At 69.0% G+C, this 16,890-nt stretch carries 14 protein-coding genes; 10 read left to right on the top strand and 4 right to left on the bottom strand.

Going from position 1 to position 16,890, the window contains the following annotated elements; translation table 11 throughout:
- Nucleotides 1–2: 2 nt before the first annotated feature.
- The 6 genes from ABD289_RS09430 to ABD289_RS09405 all read left to right on the top strand — a co-directional run bounded on the left by ABD289_RS09430 (nt 3) and on the right by ABD289_RS09405 (nt 5,383).
- Entirely contained in the window at nt 3–1,187 is a 1,185-nt protein-coding gene (locus ABD289_RS09430) for an acyl-CoA dehydrogenase family protein (RefSeq protein WP_344128863.1), read from the top strand.
- 533 nt (nt 1,188–1,720) lie between these two features.
- Nucleotides 1,721–3,388, top strand: coding sequence for a sensor histidine kinase (locus ABD289_RS09425; RefSeq protein ID WP_344128860.1), 1,668 nt, complete (start codon nt 1,721–1,723; stop codon nt 3,386–3,388).
- Nucleotides 3,389–3,443: 55 nt separating this feature from the next.
- The gene (locus ABD289_RS09420; protein ID WP_344128858.1) at nt 3,444–3,884 is read left to right on the top strand and encodes a roadblock/LC7 domain-containing protein; all 441 of its coding nucleotides are present in this window, start codon (nt 3,444–3,446) and stop codon (nt 3,882–3,884) included.
- 3 nt (nt 3,885–3,887) lie between these two features.
- Nucleotides 3,888–4,247 (top strand): DUF742 domain-containing protein, encoded by a 360-nt coding sequence (locus ABD289_RS09415; protein WP_344128856.1) that lies wholly within the window; start codon nt 3,888–3,890, stop codon nt 4,245–4,247.
- Nucleotides 4,228–4,800: a GTP-binding protein gene (locus tag ABD289_RS09410; protein ID WP_344128854.1), complete on the top strand. Its 573-nt coding sequence runs from the start codon at nt 4,228–4,230 to the stop codon at nt 4,798–4,800. The genes ABD289_RS09415 and ABD289_RS09410 overlap by 20 nt, the downstream gene beginning before the upstream one ends.
- Before the next feature lie 22 nt (nt 4,801–4,822).
- Complete coding sequence (locus tag ABD289_RS09405) at nt 4,823–5,383, top strand: GAF domain-containing protein (RefSeq protein WP_344128852.1); 561 nt, start codon at nt 4,823–4,825, stop codon at nt 5,381–5,383.
- A gap of 182 nt (nt 5,384–5,565) precedes the next feature.
- Here the strand turns inward: ABD289_RS09405 and ABD289_RS09400 are convergent, their stop codons facing one another.
- Entirely contained in the window at nt 5,566–7,131 is a 1,566-nt protein-coding gene (locus ABD289_RS09400; protein WP_344128850.1) for an acyl-CoA dehydrogenase family protein, read from the bottom strand.
- A gap of 696 nt (nt 7,132–7,827) precedes the next feature.
- Entirely contained in the window at nt 7,828–9,999 is a 2,172-nt protein-coding gene (uvrB, locus tag ABD289_RS09395) for an excinuclease ABC subunit UvrB (RefSeq protein ID WP_344128847.1), read from the bottom strand.
- A 377-nt stretch (nt 10,000–10,376) separates the two neighbouring features.
- Between uvrB and ABD289_RS09390 the strand changes: the two genes are divergently transcribed.
- Both ABD289_RS09390 and ABD289_RS09385 read left to right on the top strand, forming a co-directional pair.
- Nucleotides 10,377–10,973, top strand: a complete 597-nt coding sequence (locus tag ABD289_RS09390; RefSeq protein WP_344128845.1) for a ribonuclease FAU-1 family protein — start codon at nt 10,377–10,379, stop codon at nt 10,971–10,973.
- 104 nt (nt 10,974–11,077) lie between these two features.
- A complete protein-coding gene (locus tag ABD289_RS09385) occupies nt 11,078–11,584 on the top strand; it encodes a DUF402 domain-containing protein (protein WP_344128843.1) in 507 nt (168 codons plus the stop codon).
- Between the two features lie 32 nt (nt 11,585–11,616).
- On the opposite strand, the gene coaE is transcribed toward ABD289_RS09385, so the two are convergent.
- The gene (coaE, locus tag ABD289_RS09380; protein ID WP_344128841.1) at nt 11,617–12,807 is read right to left on the bottom strand and encodes a dephospho-CoA kinase; all 1,191 of its coding nucleotides are present in this window, start codon (nt 12,805–12,807) and stop codon (nt 11,617–11,619) included.
- A 113-nt stretch (nt 12,808–12,920) separates the two neighbouring features.
- Nucleotides 12,921–14,486, bottom strand: coding sequence for a 30S ribosomal protein S1 (gene rpsA / locus ABD289_RS09375; protein ID WP_344128839.1), 1,566 nt, complete (start codon nt 14,484–14,486; stop codon nt 12,921–12,923).
- Nucleotides 14,487–14,789: 303 nt separating this feature from the next.
- Here rpsA and ABD289_RS09370 point away from each other — a divergent pair, with 303 nt between their 5' ends.
- Together ABD289_RS09370 and ABD289_RS09365 are read left to right on the top strand one after the other, a co-directional pair.
- Nucleotides 14,790–15,644, top strand: a complete 855-nt coding sequence (locus ABD289_RS09370; protein WP_425564625.1) for a class I SAM-dependent methyltransferase — start codon at nt 14,790–14,792, stop codon at nt 15,642–15,644.
- A gap of 280 nt (nt 15,645–15,924) precedes the next feature.
- Entirely contained in the window at nt 15,925–16,872 is a 948-nt protein-coding gene (locus tag ABD289_RS09365; RefSeq protein ID WP_344128837.1) for a GNAT family N-acetyltransferase, read from the top strand.
- Nucleotides 16,873–16,890: the final 18 nt, after the last annotated feature.

Below are 16,890 nucleotides of genomic sequence, written 5' to 3'. Positions count from 1 at the left end.
CAATGCCCAAGCCCGTCAACACCGATCCCGACTTCTTCGGCTTCGCCGACAAGCTCTCCGAGGCCGAGCGCACCGAGCTCGCCGAGATCCGCGAGTACCTGGAACGCGAGGTCAAGCCGCTGGCCAACCAGGCCTGGGACACCTCCGAGTTCCCGTTCGAGGTCATCGAGAAGTTCGCCAAGCTGCGGCTGGCCGGCTACCAGTTCCCCGAGTACGGCGATGGGAAGCAGCGCAGCCCGCTGTTCACCGGTTTCCTCAGCCTCGAGCTCAACCGGATCGACCCGTCGCTCGCCGTGTTCTCCGGCGTGCACACCGGACTCGCGATGGGCTCGATCTACAACGGCGGCGACCAGCAGCAGCGCGACCGCTGGATCCCGGAGATGGCCGACCTGAGCAAGATCGGCGCATTCGCCCTCACCGAGCCCGAGGGCGGCTCGGACGTGGCGGGCGGCATGCGCACCACCGCGCGCCGCGAGGGCGACGAGTGGGTGCTCAACGGAGCCAAGCGCTGGATCGGCAACGGCACGTTCGCCGATCTGGTCGTGGTGTGGGCCCGCGACGAGGCCGACGGCGCCGTCAAGGGATTCGTCGTCGAGACACCCGCCGAGGGATTCGAGGCGACCAAGATCGAGGGCAAGATCGCGCTGCGCACGGTGCAGAACGCCGACATCACCCTGGCCGACGTGCGGGTTCCGGAGGAAAACCGGCTGCAGAACGTCAACAGCTTCCGGGACACCGCCAAGGTGCTGGCCTCCACCCGCGGTGGCGTGGCCTGGCAGGCGCTGGGCGTGGCGGTGCGCGCCTACGAGCTCGCGCGGGAGTACGCCACCCGGCGCGAGCAGTTCGGCAAGCCCATCGGCGGTTTCCAGATGATCCAGGACCTGCTGGTGAAGATGCTGGGCAACGTCACCGCCATGTTCGGCATCGTGGTCCGGCTCAACGAGCTGGTCGCCGAGGGCGCGGGCAGCGCCGAGCAAGCCGCGCTGGCCAAGGCCTTCACCACCACCAAGATGCGCGAGGTCGTGGGCTGGGCGCGGGAACTCTTCGGCGGCAACGGAATCGTGCTGGACTACGAGGTCGCCAAGTTCTTCGCCGACGCCGAGGCGGTCTACTCGTTCGAGGGCTCCCGCGAGATGAACACCCTCATCGTCGGGAAGTCCGTCACCGGGATCAGCGCCTTCGCTTGATCGGTCCCGATCTTCCGGAGGCGGGGGCTCCGGCCCTTCGCCTCCGGAACGATTCCGGGATCCAGCGCGCGAACGGACCCAGCGCAATACCGCAATGATCATCGCTGGCCGGGCGGACACCGCCAGCCGAAACTTCTCTCAGTAGTCAATCACGCGCGCGTAGTAACCCCATCCGGTGCCGGCAGTCAAGCTTTCTTTAGCCGCGCGAAAACCTTCCATCAACGGCCGCTAACCTTGGTTTTGGAGGTGAGCGGCCGTTGTTGGGCTTTCCAGCGGGGATTGGCATCCCCCTATCGGACGCATTGCTGCGCGGAAAAGCCCAATTCAGCATCCCCACGCACTATCATCACGCCGAGTGATACTTTGATCACGAGTCGAGCACCAGTAGTCCCCGGTGACGTCCCCGACCCCCGGCACTCGTGCCCGTCACCGAAACCCCCGTACCAAGGACGCTGATGTCTGAAAGCCCCTTACCCGCGACACAGAACGAACGACCCCCCGGAGAGGGACCCGACACCATCCGGGACCGGCTGTTGCGTCTGGTCGTGCTGTCCCTGGTCGGCGTGACGCTGATCGGCACCGCAGCGGCCGTCACGCTGGTCTTCGCGCCACCGGTGGAGATCGGCTACACCGTGCTCGGCGTCGCCGTGACCGCCTGCGTCGCCATCGTGGTCATCGCCTGCACCCGCGCGGGCAACCTGGCCACCGAGGTAGACCGGCAGATCGAGGACGCCTCCAGCCGAGCCCAGGCACAGCTGGCCGAGAACGCCCAGCAGACCCAGCAGTGGATCGACGCGCTGCGCCGCACCGTCGAGCAGAACAACCGGGAGCTGCCGAACCTCGTCGAGCAGCTCCGCGCGGGGCATCAACCCGCCCCGCGCTGGCCCACGGCCGAACCGGCCACGGCCAACCCCTTCGAGCTGCTGGCCCACGAGCTGCGCCAGGCTCAGTCGACCGTCGAGTTCACGCTCGTGCGCATGCAGCAGGAACCGCGCTCGCACACCGACCCCGGTGTGGCCGTGTTCGCGAACCTGGCCCGCCGCGTGCAATCCCTGGCGCACCGGGCGATCCAGCGGCTCGACGAGCTCGAGCAGATGGTCGAGGACCCGGAGCTGCTCAAGGGCCTGTTCGCGGTGGACCACCTGGTCACCGGCGTGCGCAGGCAGGCCGAGAGTCTCGCGGTGCTGGGCGGTTCCATGCCGCGGCGGCAGTGGAGCAAGCCGGTGGCGATGTACACCGTGCTGCGCTCCTCGGTCGCCGAGGTGGAGCACTACGCCCGGGTCAAGGTGATCCCGCCGGTCGACGGCACGCTGCACGGGCACGCCGTCGCCGACGTCATCCACCTCATCGCCGAGCTGGTGGAGAACGCCACCTCGTTCTCCGAACCGGACACGCAGGTCACGATCAACACCCAGCGAGTCACCGCCGGGCTGGCCATCGACATCCGCGACCGCGGGCTGGGCATGTCCCAGCAGGACCGGCTGACGCTGAACAACCTGCTGAACAACCCCGAGGAAGCCGACCGCGACGCCCAGCTGCGCGACGGCCGAATCGGTCTGTACGTGGTCGCGCAGCTCGCGCACCGCCATCACATCGGCGTCGAGCTGGACAACAACATGTACGGCGGCACCGACTCGCACGTGGTGATCCCGGCCAGCCTGCTCGGCGCCGACGAGGACGAGGCGCAGGACGCCGCGGCCGCGAACAACGCCGAGAGCGTGCTGACCACGATGGAACCCGGCAGCAGCGCCGGGAACGGCCAGGGCGCGCAGTTCAACACCGCGGAGCGGACGACCTACCGGGCACCGGTGGCCGACCGCGAACCGCAGCACGCCAACGGAGCCGCCCAACCGGCGGGCCCGCGACCCGCGAGCCCGCAGCAGGCCAACGCCAACGGCGCCGCCAACGGCTACGGCCGCCACTCCGGCGACCTGCGTCCGGAAGCGGCCCAGCAGCAAGCTCCGGCCGCCCCATCCGCGCACAGCGATAGCGCCCCCGCGATGACCAACAACGACGAGCGGCCCGCACTGCCCAAGCGGGACCGCACCCGCAGCTACCTGGTCCCGCAACTCGCCGGCGGCGGAGGCGCGCCCGCGGAGGAGGAACCACCGGGCGGGCCGAACCCGGGCCTGTGGGCTTCCTTCCGTTCCGGAGTCGAGGGCGGCACCAAGGACAAGAAGCCGGGTGATCCGGAGAGCTGATACACCGGATCACATCCCTGCCTTCCCCGCACGATCTCAAGGAGACACTTTTCTGATGGCCAATGACGTGACCGCGGGCTCGTCGTCCGACCTGAGTTGGCTGCTGGCCGACCTGCTCCGGCGAGTCCCGCACACCCGCTGCGCCCTGCTGGCCTCCACGGACGGGATCAAGCGGTACCACCGCGGTCTGGACAACGACGAGGCCGACGCACTCGCCGCCTGGGCTGCCGCCCAGTGCTCGCTGGCTCGCAACGGCGGCCAGCGCTTCGGCAACAGCAGCAGCGTGCGTCAGGTCGTCGTGGAGTTCGACGACCTGGTCGTGTTCGTTTCCGCTGCCGGAACCGGAGCGGTGCTGGTCGTACTGGCATCCCCGGACGCCGACGCCGCCGTGCTGGGCTACGAGATCGCCCAGCTGGTCAAGCGGGTCCCCGCCCACCTGACCACGCCCATGCGGCAGCCAACCGCCGCACGGAGCTCCGGTGAAATGGGGCGGTGACCGATGATGTCACCGCAGGACACGCCTTGGTTGGACAACGAGGCCGGACCTCTGCTGCGCCCGTATTCGCTGACCAACGGACGTACCGAGCCCAGCGCCGCGCTGTCGCTGCAGTCGCTGGTCCGATCCACCGGCCGGATGTCGCCGGACCGGATCGAACCCGTGCACGCCAGGATGCTCAAGCTGTGCAGGCACGCCACCTCGGTGGCCGAGGTCGCCGCGAACCTGAGACAGCCCGCGGTGGTCACCAAGGTCCTGCTGTCCGACCTCATCGACTGGGGGGCGCTCACCACCCACGCCCCGGCGCACGCGCCAAGAAGAGAACAACTGGAGGCATTGCTCGATGGGCTCCAACAGCTCTGAGCCATTCCCGACCTCGTTCAAGTTCCTGATCGCGGGTGGGTTCGGAGTCGGGAAAACCACGTTCGTCCGTTCGATCAGCGAAATCGAACCGCTGACCACGGAGGAAACGCTCACCGTCGCCAGTGTCGGCCACGACGACCTGACCGGCGTCGGCGACAAGTCGACCACCACGGTCGCGATGGACTTCGGGCGAATCACCTTCGACCCGCAGAACATCGTGCTGTTCCTGTTCGGCACGCCCGGACAGGACCGGTTCTGGTTCATGTGGGACGACCTGGTCGACGGCGCCCTGGGAGCCGTCGTGCTCGCCGACACGCGCCGGCTGCAGGACTGCTTCGCGGCCGTGGAGTTCTTCGAGAGCCGCGGCATCGACTTCCTGGTAGCGGTCAACCAGTTCGAAGACGGCTTCCAGTACCAGCCCGATGAGGTGCGGCAAGCCCTCGACATCAAACCGCACACCCCCGTCGTGCTCTGCGACGCGCGCGACCGCCGTTCGTCCGCGTCCGTGCTCATCGAGCTCATGGAGCACGTCTTAACGACTCGTCCCCAGTAGTCCCCCCGGAATGGAGCCCTTCGTGACGACCTTCGACGCGTCCGGACACCGGCACTTCTCCCCCGTCGACAGCAGCGCCCAGGAGCGGGCAGCGCGACTGCGCCAGCTCGGCCTCGGCGACAGCGCCGACGCCGACTTCGACGCCTTCGCCCAGCGCATCGCACAAACCCTCGGCGTGCCCAACGCGATGGTCAACTTCATCACCGACACCCACCAGTACCTCGGCGGGCTGTTCACCCGGGTCCCCTCGATGGAGGACGCGAACGCCGAGACCGACCCGCGCTCGGCGCCGATGGAGACCGGTTACTGCCCGCACGTCATCGCCCGGCGGATGGCGCTGGTCCTCGAGGACGTCTGCGACTACCCCCGGTTCGCGGGCAACGACGTCGTGGACAAGATGAACGTGCGCTCCTACCTCGGAGCCCCGCTGATCGACCGCACCGGGCTGGCCCTGGGCACGGTCTGCGTCGTTGACACCGAACCCCGCCCGTGGGGCCGCGACGGCCTCAACGCCATCAAGTCCCTGGCGGGCGAAGGGGTGGAGCTGCTGCACCGCCGCGAACGCGAGATCCAGGGCAGCTGAGGAGCTGTTCTGTGTGTGGGGGTTGCGTGGCGGTGCGGGTGGCGGAACCTGACGCGCCGTGTGGCTGCGGGATCCGCCCCTCGAGCAGCGGCTTCGCCGCATACAGCAAGGAGTCCTAAGCCGCCCGCACGAAAGGTGCGCCGATTCGCACGGAATCGGCGCACCTTTTTGGCTGTTCGGGCTCAGCCGCGGCGCAGCAGCAGGTCCAGCTCGCGGTAGTCACCCGGCCTGCGCTGCTCGACGTTGCCGATGACGTCGTCGAAACCGTCGATGCAGCGGGCGAGCTCCTCCCCGGTGGGCAGGTCCACCGGAGAGCAGGCGTCCTCCTCGGCGCGGCGCAGCTTGTCGAGGAACCGCTGCTCGCACCACGCGGCCATCCGGGCGAACATCGTGGAACGGTTCCGGCTCTGCGCGGTCAGCCCGGCCAGCAGCGACCAGCAGGCCAGCTCGCCGATCTGACCGGCCAGCACGTGCTTGTGCTGCTCGCCGCTGGTCGGCACGGTGGTCAGCTTGGCCACCCTGGAGGCGTGCTCGGCGCTGCGCGGGTCGGCGTCGAGCTCGTCGAAGACGCCCATCAGCCGCTGGGAGTCCTTCATGATGGTGCTGCCCAGGTAGACCGTGATCGCCTCGGTGGTGCCCTCGAAGATCCGGAAGAGCCGGTAGTCCCGGTAGAACTGGGCCACCACGTTGGTGTCGACGAAACCGCGCGCACCGAGCAGCTGCAGGCAGTCGTCGACGACCTTCCACATCAGCTCGCAGCCGAGGATCTTGGCGACGAAGTGCCACAGCTCGGGGACCTGCTGGCCCGAGTCGAGCCGGTCGGCGATGTAGTGCACCAGCGTGTCCACTGCCTGGATCGCGGCGACCGAATCAGCCAGGATCTGCTGTATGCGTCCGTTCTCGGCGAGGTTGCCGGTGGCGACCTCGCGGCGGCGCGCGAAGCGCTGGGCCAGTTCCAGGGCCCGCATCGCCGCGCCCATCGCGCCGGTGGGAAGCGCCAGACGACCGCGCATGAAAGCGGTCTTGGCCGCCGCCAGGCCCTCGCCCTCGTTGCCGAGCAGCGCCTCCCCGGGAACCCGCAGGTTCTCGAAGGTCAGCAGGTTCTGCGGGACCGCCTTGAGGCCCATGGTCATCATCTCGGAGCCGCGGACGAAGCCGGGAGTGCCGGAATCGACCAGGAACCCGGTGATCCCGGCGTCAGCGCCGTCCTCGTCGATGAGCCGGGCGAAGACGTTGACGTGGTTGGCGTCGGCACCGAGCGAGATCCACTGCTTGCCGCCGTTGAGCACGTAGCTGCCGTCGGGCAGCTTGGTGGCCCGCGTCGAGATGGCGCGCACGTGCGAACCCGTGCCGGGTTCGGTGATGGCGCTGGTGACCAGCCGCCGGCCCGTGGCGAGTTCTGGGAGCCGCGCAGAGCGCACGTCCTCCTGCGCGAAGTGCAGGATCGGTGGCACCCCGAGCGTGTTGTGCACGGCCATGAAGACCATCAGGTTGCAGTCGATCGCGCCCAGCTGCCGGAAGACCTTGAGCGTGTCGGCGTGCGAGAGGTCCTGTCCCGCGTAGCGCTCGGGGATCTGCAGCCCGAACAGGCCGGCACCGGCCATGTCCGGGACCATCGATAGCGGAAAGCCCCGTCGTTCGTCCATGCGCCAGGAGTCGAGCTGCTCCCTGCTGTACCTGCGCAGGAAATCGAGCATCTCCGACGCCGCATCGGGTTGTTGTGCGGGCCCACTGTCGGCCAACTCCATTCCGATCGGTTCCTTCCTGAGAAAAGGTTCGCGGGGGTTTCGCGGGCGTGCGGGGGCGTCGCGACGGGTCAGCCGGAGCCCGTCGGCGTGAGGGGAATTGACTACTTCCGGTATTCCGCGCTTGCCGTCGGCCACGTCAACAGGAGGGAGAAGGTGACTCCACTTCGCATGCACACGAATTCCGACCCGTGCGGCCGCGCCGCCGCATGGCCGGTGAAAGGGGGAGACATCGTCCTCAACACGGCGCGAGCAGGGGGTGTTTCAGACCGGAGTCACCGGTTCCGCCGGATCCCGTCGTGCCAAACCCCGAGGGGGAGCAGGGTATGACCGACCTGCCGGGATCCATGTGTTGCTCCGTTTCGTCTCGGTCCGCCACATCCAACGTGCTCACACCAGGAGAGCGAAAATACCGCAGGGCAGCTTACCCGCGTACCGCCTTCTTGGTGAGACGACGGACAGAACGTAGTCATCGCTGGTAAATCCGTTGAAACAATAATCGGGCAACTCGCGGGTAGCATTCCAAAAACACGTCCAATTTGGACGAAATCCGGAATTACCCGAGGTCACGGACGCGAGTTGACGAACTCGCGAAGCACGGTTGCGCGCGCAAGGTTCAACGAGTGGGCGGCACTGCGAAACCGAGAGGTTGATCACCGAGCCCAGCTGTAACGCCCAACCGGGCCCGGCGATCGGGCCTCACTCGATCCCCGCGGCGTCCATACCGCGGATCTCCTTCTTGAGGTCGTGGATCTCGTCGCGCAGCCGGGCCGCCAGTTCGAACTGCAGCTCGCGGGCCGCGTTCATCATCTGGTCGTTGAGCTGCTGGACCAGATCGGCCATCTCGGCGCGCGGCATCTTGGAGATGTCGCGGTCCTCCAGCAGCCCCGGGCTGGCCACCGACTCACCGGAGGGCTTCTTGCCGCGCGAGGTGTTGCGGCCGGAACCGCCGACCTCCACCGATTCCGCGGTGTCCTCGGCCTCGGTGTAGACCCGATCCAGGATGTCGGCGATCTGCTTGCGCAGCGGCTGCGGGTCGACGCCGCGCTCCTCGTTGTAGGCGATCTGCTTGGCGCGCCGGCGGTTGGTCTCGTCGATGGCGTGCTGCATCGAGTCGGTCACCCGGTCGGCGTACATGTGCACTTGACCGGAGACGTTCCGCGCCGCACGACCGATGGTCTGCACCAACGATCGCTCGGAGCGCAGGAAGCCCTCCTTGTCGGCGTCCAGGATGGAAACCAGCGAGACCTCGGGCAGGTCCAGGCCCTCGCGAAGCAGGTTGATGCCCACCAGCACGTCGTACTCGCCCAGCCGCAGCTGCCGCAGCAGCTCCACCCGGCGCAGCGTGTCGACCTCGGAGTGCAGGTAGCGCACCCGGATCCCCAGTTCGAGGAAGTAGTCGGTGAGGTCCTCGGCCATCTTCTTGGTCAGCGTGGTGACCAGCACCCGCTCGTCGCGTTCGGCGCGATCGCGGATCTCGTGCACCAGGTCGTCGATCTGCCCCTCGGTGGGCTTGACGACCACCTCGGGATCGACCAGCCCGGTGGGACGGATGACCTGCTCGACGAACTCGCCGCCCGCCTGCGCCATCTCGTAGTCGCCCGGGGTCGCCGAGAGGTAGACCGACTGGCCGATCCGGTCGGAGAACTCCTCGAAGGTCAGCGGCCGGTTGTCCATCGCGCTGGGCAGCCGGAACCCGTGCTCGACCAGGGTGCGCTTGCGCGACGCGTCGCCCTCGTACATGCCGCCGATCTGCGGGACGGTCACGTGCGACTCGTCGATGATCAGCAGGAAGTCCTCGGGGAAGTAGTCGATCAGGGTCGCCGGCGCGGAGCCCGCCTCGCGCCCGTCGATGTGCCGCGAGTAGTTCTCGATGCCGGAGCAGAAGCCGACCTGGCGCATCATCTCGATGTCGTACTGGGTGCGCATCCGCAGCCGCTGGGCCTCGAGGAGCCTGTTCTGGTTCTCCAGCTTGGTCAGCTGCTCGTCCAGTTCGGCCTCGATGTCGCGAATGGCCTTCTCCATCCGCTCCGGGCCGGCGACGTAGTGGGTGGCGGGGAAGATCCGGACCTCGTCGACCTCGCGGACGATGTCACCGGTGAGCGGGTGCAGGTAGTACAGGCGGTCGATCTCGTCGCCGAAGAACTCCACCCGAACCGCGAGCTCCTCGTAGGCCGGGATGATCTCGACGGTGTCCCCGCGCACCCGGAAGGTGCCGCGGGCGAAGGCCACGTCGTTGCGGGCGTACTGCACGTCGACCAGCCCGCGCAGGAACACGTCCCGGTCGATCTCACCGCCCACGCTCAGCGGGATCGAGCGATCCAGGTAGGACTGCGGCGTACCCAGACCGTAGATGCACGACACCGAGGACACCACGACGCAGTCGCGGCGGGAGAGCAGGTTCGAGGTGGCCGAGTGGCGCAACCGCTCGACGTCCTCGTTGACCGAGGAGTCCTTCTCGATGTAGGTGTCGGTCTGCGGGACGTAGGCCTCGGGCTGGTAGTAGTCGTAGTAGCTGACGAAGTACTCCACGGCGTTGTCCGGGAAGAACCCGCGCAGCTCGTTGGCCATCTGGGCGGCCAGCGTCTTGTTCGGCTCCAGCACCAGCGTGGGCCGCTGCACCCGCTCGATCAGCCAGGCCGTGGTCGCCGACTTGCCGGTACCCGTGGCGCCGAGCAGCACCACGTTCGTCTCCCCGCTGTTGATCCGCCGCTCGAGGTCGTCGATGGCCTCGGGCTGATCACCGGCGGGTTCGTACTCGCTCTCCACCCGGAACGGATTGCCGGTCCGCTCGATCTCGCCCACCGGCCGGAACTCGGAGTGCGCCAGGACGCGGTTGTCCTCGGAGGGGTACTCAGTCGCGAAAGCCACGTCCCCAGCGTACGAGCCTCCACCGACATCATGTTGCGTCACGGGATGCTTTCCCTGCCATCAGGGTGGACAATGGCTTACGTCACCCGGTCAGGCCCCTGGCGGAAGCTGCGGCGGACCGCGGGGAACAGGCTCGCGGGAGGGTTGCTCCCGCGCATCTCCCTGACCCCGATCGATCGGAGGTGACGCTGTACAAGTGGCAGAAAATTCGCGGGCGCGGCGTACCTTCGGACGTCGCGCCCGCCACTTGAGCGCATCTCGGAGCCGTTGCGGGTGCCGCGGAGCCGCTGTTCGAGCGCGGGACTCGACCCGCACCGCCTGAACGACTCCGCGACGAAGCGGTGCGGGAATCCCGCAGCAGAACCTAGAGTGGTGTCGTGAGCACGCAGCGCGAGATCGCCGAGCGGCTGGACCTGCCCGTGCATCCGCCGAAGGTCGAAGTGTTCGACCTGACCGCGGGCACCAACACCGATCCCAAGGGCCACGTGCGCCCCGTCACCCGATATCGCCGCGAGCCCTTCGGGCTGTACCTGGCACGACCGCTGGCCGGGCACCCCCGGCTGGCCGCCCTGGAGTCCTGGATCCTGCCCGGGCCGGGCTTGCGCGTGACGCGCTGGTACTGGCACCCGGGATGCGAGCGAGACCTGGATTTCTACCTGGATGTCGTCGATGTGGAATTCACCGGGCAGCGCTGGCGAACCGTCGATCACTACCTCGATCTGGAGGTTCGCGACAAACGCGGCGCGGAACTGCACGACGTGGACGAATTCCTTCTCGCGGTGCGCGCCGAACTGCTCGACCCGGCCACCGCGGAACGCGCGATGCGCAACGCGTGCGCGGCGCTCGCCGGGCTGGAGGCCTGCCAGTTCGATCTGTCGAAGTGGTTGCACGGCAAGGACATCGAGCTCACGTGGCACGGATGGCCGGGACAGGATCCCGTACCCGAACCGCGCTCACTACCGCCAACGGTGTGATTCGGGCACCGGATTTCCGGCCGCTGTGAATCGCGGATAAGAGTTGGCTGAAAAATTGCTACTGACGATCTCAAGCGCCGGTTTTCCCGCTACCCTCCCGTGTTGTGAGCGCTGCGGTTTCCCCTCGACTGGTCGAAGTCATCGACATGTTCACCGCACGCCGCACGCATCCGTCCGGACAGGTCGATCAGCTGGAGATCTGCGAGACCGAGCCGTGGGGCCTGATGGTGGTGTGCCTGCTGCCGCACGATCCGCACCACGACATGGAGATCACCTGGCTGCTGACCGATCTCGGGGTGCGCATGACCCGGCTGCGGCCCCGCGACCAGAACGCGCCCGGCGGCCCCAGCGCGCTGACCGCGGTGGCCATCCAGCGCGACACCCGCACGTGGACGACCACCGACCTGCTGCTGCGCCTGGAGATCCCCGGTCAGGGCAGGCCGCGCGTCACCCGCGCCGCGGAGTTCGCCTCGGCGGTGGCGCAGGGCGCGATCCGGCAGAGCGAGGCCGACTACGCGTTCTCCACGGTCCATCGCACCCTGGACGAGATCACCCGGCACCGCACGATCAACCAGTGGCTGGCCTACCGGGGCATCTTCGAGCCCTGGTGAACCCCGGCCGCGACCAGCGGCCGGGTCGGCGGTCAGGGGCGCCAGCCGGTGCGCTCGGCCCAGGCCAGGGCGTTGGGGAGGTTCGCGGCGAACCAGGCTTCCTCGGCCGCCGCGCGGTCCTCGGAGTGCGGGTCCTCGGCGTGCTCGGCGACCAGCCGCCGCTTGACCTCCAGGTAGTCCGCGCGGGCGGCGGCGTCGGCGCGCAGCCAGGCGGGGAACAGCAGCGCCACCCGCCAGGAGGCCGTTCCCCCCACCCGCAGGTGGAGATTGGCCCGGCGACCCGGGTCAGCGCTGACGTGCAGGCGCTTGGCCCACTGCTGCGGTTCCGGGGCGAACTCGTGCGGCGCGTCGGCCGTGACGTCGGGACACACCACGAACCCGGCCTCGGCGAGCGGCTCGGCCAGCGCATCGGCGTCGGCGAGGGTGCGCGCGGTCAGCTGCAGGTCGATCACGTCCTCGGTCGGCAGGCCGGGCACCGCGGTGGAGCCGATGTGGTCCACCCGCACCGCCCGCTCCCCCGCGGCGCGCTCGACGCGCGCCAGCAACCGCCGGGCCTGCGCGGGCCACTCCGGGTCCGGATCGACGAGCCGCGGTGACCGCTGCGGCGGTCGCAGGCCGAGCCGCACGTTCTCCTCGAACGGCACCAGCCGCTCGTCCCAGAGGCGGTCCACCCGCGCGAGCAGGTCGTCGACGTCACCGGAGTTGTCCAGCCACACGTCGGCGACCTCGCGACGCTGCGGCTCGGTCGCCTGCGCGGCGATCCTGGCGCGCGCATCGGTCTCGGCCAGCCCGCGCTCGGTCAACCGCGCCACCCGCACGTCCTCGGGCGCGTGCACGATGATCACCAGCTGGTATTCCGGCGCGTAGCCCGCCTCCACCAGCAGCGGAATGTCGTGCACCAGCACGGAATCGGCCGGGGCCTCGGCCATCCGCCGGGCGGTGAGCTCGGCGATCTTCGGATGGGTGATGGCGTTGAGGGCGGCGCGCGACTCGTCGTCGACGAACGCCTTGGCCGCCAGAGCGGGCCGGTCCAGCGCTCCGTCGGCCCCGACGATGTCCCGGCCGAAGCGCTCGATCAGCTCGGCCAGCCCCCGGCTGCCGGGCGCGACGACCTCCCTGGCGAGCGCGTCCGCGTCGACGATCACGGCTCCCAGCGCCCGCAGGCGTTCCGCAACGGTCGACTTCCCGGAACCGATGCCACCGCTGAGCCCAACCCGCAACATGCGCCCCATCCTGCCAGCAGGGCGCCCGCCCGGGGCAGCCCGCCGCCGCGCACGAAACCGGCCCCGCACCCTGACGGGTACGGGGCCGGTTTCAGCCGCTAGGCGTCAGTGCTTCACGCACCGCCGGAGAGCTTCTCACGAAGGGCGGCCAGCTGAGCGTCGCTGGCGAGCGAACCGCTGCTGTCCTCCTGCTGCTGCTGCTCCTCGTTGTTGTTGCTGCTGCTGCTGTTCGAGGCAGCCGGAGCCGAAGCCGACGAGTAGTTGCCGCCGCCGCTGGCGGCCGGCTGCTCCTCGGCGGCGCCGCCACCGGTCGCGGCAGCAGCCGCGGCCTCGGCGTCGGCCTGGCGGGCCTTCGTGATCTGCACGAGGTGCTTCTCGTAGCGGGCGTAGGCCTCGGCGTACTGGCGCTCCCACTCCTCGCGGGCCGTCTCGTAGCCGTCCTGCCACTCCTGGGTCTCCGGGTCGAAGCCCTCGGGGTAGATGTAGTTGCCCTCGTTGTCGTACTCGGCAGCCATGCCGTACTGCGTCGGGTCGAACTCCGACTCGGGCGTGAAGCCCTCGTTGGCCTGCTTGAGCGACAGCGAGATGCGACGACGCTCGAGGTCGATGTCGATGACCTTGATCATGACCTCGTCGCCGACCTGGACGACCTGCTCCGGGATCTCCACGTGGCGCTCGGCCAGCTCGGAGATGTGGACCAGACCCTCGATGCCCTCGTCGACGCGGACGAACGCACCGAACGGAACCAGCTTGGTGACCTTGCCCGGCACGATCTGGCCGATCGCGTGGGTGCGGGCGAACTGGCGCCACGGGTCTTCCTGGGTGGCCTTGAGCGAAAGCGAGACGCGCTCGCGGTCCATGTCCACGTCGAGAACCTCGACGGTGACCTCCTGGCCGACCTCGACGACCTCGGACGGGTGGTCGATGTGCTTCCAGGACAGCTCGGAGACGTGCACCAGACCGTCGACACCACCGAGGTCGACGAACGCACCGAAGTTGACGATGGAGGAAACGACGCCCTTGCGGACCTGGCCCTTCTGCAGCTGGTTGAGGAACTCGCTGCGGACCTCGGACTGGGTCTGCTCCAGCCAGGCGCGGCGGGACAGGACCACGTTGTTGCGGTTCTTGTCCAGCTCGATGATCTTGGCTTCGAGCTCGCGGCCGACGTAGGGCTGCAGGTCGCGGACACGACGCATCTCGACCAGGGAGGCCGGCAGGAAGCCGCGCAGCCCGATGTCGAGGATGAGGCCGCCCTTGACGACCTCGATGACGGTGCCGCGCACCGGCTCGTCCTTCTCCTTGAGCTCCTCGATGGTGCCCCAGGCGCGCTCGTACTGCGCACGCTTCTTGGAGAGGATCAGTCGGCCTTCCTTGTCCTCCTTCTGGAGGACGAGGGCCTCGACGAAGTCGCCGACGGTAACGACCTCGGCGGGGTCGACGTCGTGCTTGATCGACAGCTCGCGGGACGGGATGACGCCCTCGGTCTTGTAGCCGATGTCAAGCAGCACCTCGTCACGGTCGACCTTGACGATGGTGCCCTCAACAATGTCCCCATCGTTGAAGTACTTGATGGTCTGGTCGACGGCGGCGAGGAAGTCCTCCTCCGTCCCGACGTCGTTCACTGCGACCTGCGGCTTGGTGGCGGCCTCAGTCGGGACGGTGGTGGTGTCGGTGGACATCAGGTGGGTTGCTCCGGTACGGATTGTTGGTCGGTGGTACTACGTTTTCGCGCCCTGGCCCCGGCAGCCCGGACCACCTGGACAGGCGGACCCGGGGATTCCGTTTTGCCGAACGGCCTCGGACGCCGGGCGAAACCCGGTACCTGAAGCCGACGATAAAAAAGACCCACGGCGCGGGCGGTATCGTACGCGTTCTCTCGATCGCCGAGCAAACCGCGGTACCCCTCACCTTCAGGCGAGTCGCGCGCGGACGACACAATCTGTTCACGTCCGTGCAGTACTCACCCGCGACTGGGAGATCCCGTGACTCGAATCGACGACCCGGAGAGCGCCTCTTCCCAGGGTAGCTCCGCTGAGCGCGCACTGGGCACCGCGGGTGTGGCCGATCGCCCGGCGGGCGCCGCCGAGTCGCGATCGGCCAACCGGCTTTGGTGGGACGCCGACGCCGACGAGTACCAGGCCGAGCACGGCGAGTTCCTGGGCGACGCGGACTTCGTGTGGTGCCCGGAAGGGCTGCGCGAGGAGCAGATCGGACTGCTCGGCGACGTGCGCGGCAAGCGGATCCTGGAGATCGGCTGCGGCGCGGCCTCCTGCGCGCACTGGCTGGCCGGGCAGGGCGCGGAGGCGGTCGGCCTGGACATCTCCGCCGGGATGCTGCGCCACGCCGCGGCTGCCGCCGAGCGCAGCGGCACCTCGACACCGCTGGTGCAGGCCAGCGCGGACCACCTCCCGTTCGCCGCGGGCAGCTTCGACCTGGCCTGCTCGGCCTTCGGCGGGGTGCCGTTCGTGGCGGATGTGACGCAGGTGTTCCGCGAGGTGGCCCGGGTGGTGCGGCCCGGAGGCCGCTGGGTCTTCGCGGTGACGCACCCGATGCGGTGGATCTTCCCCGACGACCCGGGCCCGACGGGACTGACGGCGACGCACTCCTACTTCGACCGCTCGCCCTACCTCGAGGTCGATGACGACGACCGGGCGACCTACGTCGAGCACCACCGCACCCTGGGCGACTTCGTGCGCGCGATCAACGCGGCCGGCATGACGCTGGCGGACCTGATCGAGCCGGAGTGGCCCGCGGGACACACCCAGGTCTGGGGCCAGTGGAGCCCGCTGCGCGGCCGCCTGTTCCCCGGCACCGCGATCTTCGTCTGCGACCTGTGAGCGACGTCCGAGCCGCCCGGCGCGGCGGCACCGGCGATGCCGGCGAGGTCCGCTGACGAACGACTGAGGAGATGTTCCGGTTTGCGGTTTGCGCGGCGGCTCGGGTAGTGGAACCTCGGACGCCGCCGGGCTCCGGGATCGGCGATTTGCTCATCACCCATACGCGGCGCGGCGGCTGGCCGCACCCGGCAGCGCCTGAGAACCCGCCGCGGCACCGACTGTTTCCCACACCGCGCGGCTGCCGCCGCGTACCGCGACGAACCACAAGAGGGGTGCCCGGTTGACCACCGCGCAGGAATTGATCCAGGCGCAATCCGCGCGGTTCACCGCGTTGGACCCGCTGCTGCCCGGCGACATCTACGCGCCGTCGGAGTCCGAACCGCTCGCCACCCGCACCGCCGAGGGCGCACCGGCGGCCGGGCTGGTCGTCCACGAGTCCAACCCGCAGGGATCGCCGCGCGGCCTGTGGCAGGCCGATGAGGCCTTCGAGCTGTTCCCGCTGCTCGGCGACAACCCGCGCACCGGGATGGACGCGGTGCTCGGCACCTGGCGGCGGTGGATGGACGAGCAGCCGGATCCGGGCGCGAACTCCACCTGCATGGTCGTCTGGCCCAGCCGGGACGTGCAGGCCACCCGAGCGCTGCTCGATCACGGGTTCGTCCCGCTGTCGGTGCTGGCCGTGCGCCCTTCGGCCCCGGCGCCGGAGGAGCCCTCAGACAATACGAAACTGTCTGGTACCGTAAAGGTGCGTCGCGCCGGACCGGCCGACCTGGACGCCGTCGTCGAGCTCACCCTCGCCGAGCTCGAGTACGCCGCCCTGGTGGGCACGGCCACGTACCGCCCTGACGCCGCGCAGCTGAAGCGGACCGCCGCCGGAGTACGACTGAACTCCAGCGACCCGGTGTGGCTGGCGGAGCAGGACGGCACGCCGGTGGCGGTCGCGGAATGCGGCTGGATCGACACCGGCAAGCCCTCCCGGGCCTACCGGCTGCGCACAGGCACGTGGGGCTACGTCAACTGCGTGTCCGTGCACGAGCAGTGGCGCGGCACCGGTGTCGGCCGGCAGCTGATGGCTACGGCGCACAACGAGTTCGTGCGCGCCGGTGCCGTCGGGAGCTTCCTGTACTACAACCCGCCCAACCCGCTGTCCTCGGTGTTCTGGCCCCGCCAGGGATACCGGCCACTGTGGACGATGTGGGAGGTACGCCCGGCCACCGCGCTGCGCTGACCCCGCACGGTCCGCGCG

Source organism: Saccharopolyspora halophila, from assembly GCF_039531955.1.
GTDB classification, from domain to species: Bacteria; Actinomycetota; Actinomycetes; order Mycobacteriales; family Pseudonocardiaceae; genus Saccharopolyspora; species Saccharopolyspora halophila.
This window is presented reverse-complemented; position numbering and strand designations above follow the sequence as displayed.